Annotated in this window: 3 protein-coding genes, 1 pseudogene and 1 CRISPR repeat array; of the genes and pseudogenes, 3 read left to right on the top strand and 1 reads right to left on the bottom strand. The window is 46.9% G+C overall.

What is annotated here, in order from left to right:
- Positions 1-207 (bottom strand): annotated as a pseudogene (locus tag IKE44_RS09790) (DUF4351 domain-containing protein); the annotation flags it as partial.
- A gap of 310 nt (positions 208-517) precedes the next feature.
- Between IKE44_RS09790 and cas9 the strand changes: the two are divergent.
- From cas9 to cas2, 3 genes are read left to right on the top strand one after another with little or no spacing between them, the layout of a single operon-like run.
- Positions 518-3781, top strand: coding sequence for a type II CRISPR RNA-guided endonuclease Cas9 (cas9, locus tag IKE44_RS09785; RefSeq protein ID WP_064213580.1), 3264 nt, complete (start codon positions 518-520; stop codon positions 3779-3781).
- Positions 3711-4610 (top strand): type II CRISPR-associated endonuclease Cas1, encoded by a 900-nt coding sequence (cas1, locus tag IKE44_RS09780; RefSeq protein ID WP_287465759.1) that lies wholly within the window; start codon positions 3711-3713, stop codon positions 4608-4610. The genes cas9 and cas1 overlap by 71 nt, the downstream gene beginning before the upstream one ends.
- A 4-nt stretch (positions 4611-4614) precedes the next feature.
- Positions 4615-4923, top strand: a complete 309-nt coding sequence (gene cas2, locus IKE44_RS09775) for a CRISPR-associated endonuclease Cas2 (RefSeq protein ID WP_023633352.1) — start codon at positions 4615-4617, stop codon at positions 4921-4923.
- 100 nt (positions 4924-5023) lie between these two features.
- Positions 5024-5324: direct repeats of the CRISPR family, unit length 37 nt; unit sequence ATTATACCACAGCGATAATCTCAGGGGAACTATGACT.
- Positions 5325-5359 lie beyond the last annotated feature (35 nt).

The following is a 5359-nucleotide window of genomic DNA, read 5'->3' as shown; positions in this document are numbered from 1 at the left end:
TTCCATTTGGCTCCCCTCGTGTCGCCGTTTTGCTTCCTCCTCTTCAGATCGCCGCAAATACGTCTCGAAAAAACCGAACAACAGCCGCTGTTTCGCTTCATCCAATTCGAGACGGACGAGCATGCGCAAAAATTCCTTTTTCACGTCGACTTTCTCCTCTTCATTATACCCCATTTTGCTTAGCAAGATGGTGGCAACCGAATTATTTGGTGGATGCAGCGCTAGGGCAGACCCATACGAGTGGGTTTCCCTCCACTCAAAATGATCTAACTTTTGAAAAAAATGCTTGCGTTTTCTAAAATTCCCCATTATTATAGTAATAGGATCATACCACAGCAATGATCTCAGGGTTACTATGATAAGGGCTTTCTGCCTAAGGCAGACTGACCCGCGGCGTTGGGGATCGCCTGTCGCCCGCTTTTGGCGGGCATTCCCCATCCTTGCGCAAACTCAGACCTTGGCGGAAAACGCTAAGGTCTTTTTTACTACATATCTCTATTAACGGGAGGGGATCGACATGAGATACAAAATCGGCCTTGATATCGGCATTACCTCTGTAGGTTGGGCAGTCATGAACTTGGATATTCCCCGCATCGAAGATTTGGGCGTCCGCATTTTTGACAGAGCCGAAAATCCACAGACGGGAGAATCCCTAGCTCTTCCCCGACGCCTCGCCCGCTCCGCCCGGCGTCGATTGCGCCGCCGCAAGCATCGGCTGGAGCGCATTCGCCGTCTGGTCATTCGCGAAGGAATTTTAACGAAAGAGGAACTGGACAAACTATTCGAGGAAAAACACGAAATCGACGTCTGGCAGCTGCGTGTTGAGGCATTGGATCGAAAATTAAACAACGACGAGCTGGCTCGCGTCCTCCTTCATCTAGCCAAGCGGCGCGGCTTCAAATCCAACCGCAAAAGCGAGCGCAGCAACAAAGAAAACAGCACGATGCTCAAACATATCGAAGAAAACCGGGCCATTCTCTCAAGCTACCGGACCGTCGGCGAAATGATTGTGAAAGATCCAAAGTTTGCGCTCCATAAGCGCAATAAAGGAGAAAATTATACAAACACAATCGCCCGCGATGACTTAGAACGCGAGATCCGACTCATTTTCTCCAAACAGCGTGAGTTTGGAAACATGAGTTGCACGGAAGAGTTTGAGAATGAATATATCACCATTTGGGCTTCCCAGCGTCCTGTCGCTTCCAAAGATGACATCGAGAAAAAGGTCGGCTTTTGTACCTTTGAACCGAAAGAAAAACGGGCTCCAAAAGCAACTTATACATTCCAATCGTTCATCGCCTGGGAGCACATCAATAAATTGCGGCTCATCTCCCCATCAGGCGCACGAGGGCTCACCGATGAGGAACGACGCCTTTTGTATGAACAGGCATTCCAAAAAAACAAAATCACCTACCATGATATACGGACGTTGCTCCATTTGCCTGATGACACTTACTTTAAAGGCATTGTGTATGATCGAGGCGAATCACGAAAGCAAAATGAAAACATCCGATTCCTTGAACTCGACGCCTATCATCAAATTCGGAAAGCCGTCGATAAAGTGTATGGAAAAGGGAAGTCAAGTTCATTTCTCCCAATCGATTTTGATACATTCGGTTACGCCCTGACATTGTTTAAAGATGATGCCGACATTCACAGCTACTTGCGAAACGAATATGAACAAAACGGAAAACGGATGCCAAATTTAGCGAACAAGGTATATGACAACGAGCTAATTGAGGAACTATTGAACTTGTCATTCACCAAATTCGGCCATTTGTCGCTAAAGGCGCTTCGCAGCATTCTCCCGTACATGGAACAAGGAGAAGTCTACTCTTCGGCTTGTGAGCGAGCGGGATACACATTTACAGGGCCAAAGAAGAAACAAAAAACAATGTTGCTACCAAATATTCCGCCGATCGCCAATCCGGTCGTCATGCGTGCATTGACACAGGCGCGGAAAGTGGTGAATGCTATTATTAAAAAGTACGGTTCGCCGGTATCCATTCATATCGAGTTGGCCCGCGATTTATCACAAACGTTTGACGAACGGCGGAAAACAAAAAAAGAACAAGACGAAAACCGGAAGAAAAACGAAACCGCCATCCGCCAACTCATGGAGTATGGCTTGACGCTAAACCCAACCGGCCATGACATTGTCAAGTTCAAACTTTGGAGTGAGCAAAATGGGAGGTGCGCCTACTCGCTTCAACCGATCGAAATCGAGCGGCTGCTTGAACCGGGGTATGTAGAAGTGGATCACGTCATCCCGTATAGCCGAAGCTTGGACGACAGTTATACCAATAAAGTGTTGGTATTGACAAGAGAAAACCGCGAAAAAGGCAACCGCATTCCTGCCGAATATTTAGGCGTCGGAACCGAACGCTGGCAACAGTTTGAAACGTTTGTGTTAACGAACAAGCAGTTTTCCAAAAAGAAACGGGATCGGCTGCTCCGACTCCATTATGATGAAAATGAAGAAACAGAATTTAAAAATCGAAATTTAAATGACACCCGGTATATTTCACGCTTTTTCGCCAACTTTATTCGCGAACATCTGAAATTCGCCGAAAGTGATGACAAGCAAAAAGTCTATACGGTCAACGGCCGCGTTACCGCCCATTTGCGAAGCCGCTGGGAGTTTAACAAAAACCGTGAAGAATCGGATTTGCATCATGCCGTCGATGCCGCCATCGTCGCTTGCACAACGCCAAGCGATATCGCCAAAGTCACCGCCTTTTACCAACGGCGCGAACAAAACAAAGAACTGGCCAAAAAGACAGAACCGCACTTCCCGCAGCCTTGGCCGCACTTCGCCGACGAACTGCGGGCGCGTTTATCCAAACATCCAAAAGAGAGTATAAAAGCTCTCAATCTTGGAAATTATGATGATCAGAAACTCGAATCGCTACAGCCGGTTTTTGTATCCCGAATGCCGAAGCGGAGCGTTACAGGGGCGGCTCATCAAGAAACATTACGGCGCTACGTCGGTATCGATGAACGGAGCGGGAAAATCCAAACTGTTGTCAAAACGAAACTGTCCGAAATCAAGTTGGATGCGAGCGGGCATTTTCCGATGTACGGCAAAGAAAGCGACCCAAGGACATACGAAGCGATCCGCCAGCGTCTGCTTGAACATAACAATGACCCGAAAAAGGCATTCCAAGAACCTTTGTACAAGCCGAAAAAGAACGGCGAACCCGGGCCTGTCATTCGGACCGTAAAAATCATCGACACAAAAAACCAGGTCATCCCGCTCAATGACGGCAAAACCGTCGCCTACAACAGCAACATCGTTCGGGTTGACGTATTTGAAAAAGATGGGAAATATTATTGTGTCCCTGTCTACACCATGGACATCATGAAAGGGATTTTGCCAAACAAAGCCATCGAGCCGAACAAGCCGTACTCTGAGTGGAAGGAAATGACGGAGGACTATACGTTCCGATTTAGCCTGTACCCGAATGATCTCATTCGCATTGAGCTTCCGCGGGAAAAAACAGTGAAAACAGCCGCAGGCGAAGAGATCAACGTTAAGGATGTATTTGTCTACTACAAAACGATTGACTCAGCCAACGGAGGATTAGAGTTGATCAGCCATGACCACCGTTTCTCGCTCCGCGGCGTCGGTTCAAGAACCCTCAAACGATTCGAGAAATACCAAGTAGATGTGCTCGGCAACATCTACAAAGTGAGAGGGGAAAAAAGAGTTGGGTTGGCGTCATCTGCTCATTCGAAAACCGGGGAAACTGTCCGTCCGTTACAATCAACTCGTGATTGAACAAGAAGAAAAAGTTTCGATCCCGCTCGAGGATATTTGTTCCATTGTCATCGAGGAACAAGCTGTCAGCGTGACAGTAGCCGCTTTAAGCAAAATGGCCGAACATAACATTGCATTATTCACCTGTGACCAAAAACGGCTTCCCAATGGGGTGCTGCAGCCGTTCCAAAAACATTCCCGCCAAGTGGGCGTGCTGCACATGCAGTACGCCTACTCCAAGCCTTTTAAAAAGCGAATTTGGCAGCGGGTCGTGATCCAAAAACTCATCAATCAAGGAAAGTGTTTGGAGTTCCTGAACAAAGAAGGAGCCGACGAGCTATACCGCATCAGCAAAACCGTCGACTCTGGAGACAGCAATAACCGTGAAGCGTATGGAGCCAAAAAGTATTTCCAGTATTTATTTGGCAGTGAATTTACCCGACGAAGCGACTCCGTGGTGAACGCTTCTTTAAATTACGGATACGCCATTATGCGGGGACTCGTCGCCCGCTCTCTCGTTGGGTATGGTTTTTTCCCATGCTTCGGAATTTACCATGATAACGAGTTGAACAAATTTAATCTTGCCGACGACTTTATGGAAGTATTGCGTCCGCTCGTTGACCTATACGTGGCTCAACATATTCAACCGGATGATGAATTTTCTCCGTCCATTCGGGCAGACTTATATAATTTAGCCAACATGGACATACTAGTGAATGGAGAAAAACTGACCGTCGTGAACGCGGTGGAAGAAATGACAAAAAGCTTCGTCACGGCAAGCCGAAGCCAAGACCCTTCGTTGTTGAAATTGCCGGAACTTCTCCCGTTGCAACTGCACGTGTATGAGTAAGTTTATGCGGTTGCTCGTCTTTTTCGATCTTCCCGTCGTGACCAACCGGGAGAAGCGCGAATACCGGCGATTTCGCACATTCCTGCTGAACGAAGGGTACGATATGTTGCAGTTTTCGGTCTACAGCCGCGTCTGCCACGGACATGAAGCAACGGACAAACACTTGGCAAGATTAAAACGCAACTTACCTCCTCGAGGATCGATTCGGGCGATGGTCGTAACGGAAAAGCAGTACGCAAAAATGCAGCTGCTTCTTGGGGAACCGACAGCACAAGAAAAGAAAATCACATCCACCCAACTTACACTTTTTTAAAAAAAACGGAAATGGTCCCCTTTTTTGCATAAGCATATTTGCATTTTTTGAAAGCAAAAAAGCCTGCGATCCTTGAGATTGCAGGCTTTTTTGGATACGTATTATACCACAGCGATAATCTCAGGGGAACTATGACTCGGATCCCATTCGTTGTGAGCAAGCTGAAATTATACCACAGCGATAATCTCAGGGGAACTATGACTACCTTTTCATATGAAAGAAACTCCATCGCATTATACCACAGCGATAATCTCAGGGGAACTATGACTTGAAATGTTCCTTTGTCTTTGAATGGGAGATTATACCACAGCGATAATCTCAGGGGAACTATGACTGAATCCGTGATGGTTGGAAATCAACTTTGATTATACCACAGCGATAATCTCAGGGGAACTATGACCAATGTTGGATTGAATGAGCCGGACATCGCATTATA

The organism is Geobacillus sp., assembly GCF_017515625.1.
GTDB lineage: Bacteria > Bacillota > Bacilli > Bacillales > Anoxybacillaceae > Geobacillus > Geobacillus stearothermophilus.
Note: the sequence above shows the minus strand (reverse complement) of the source record. Positions and strands in the feature narration are given on the sequence as shown.

Coding starts and splice junctions, on each gene's coding strand:
- cas9 (WP_064213580.1), top strand. CDS start 518: ATGAGATACAAAATCGGCCTTGATATCGGCATTACCTCTGTAGGTTGG.
- cas2 (WP_023633352.1), top strand. CDS start 4,615: ATGCGGTTGCTCGTCTTTTTCGATCTTCCCGTCGTGACCAACCGGGAG.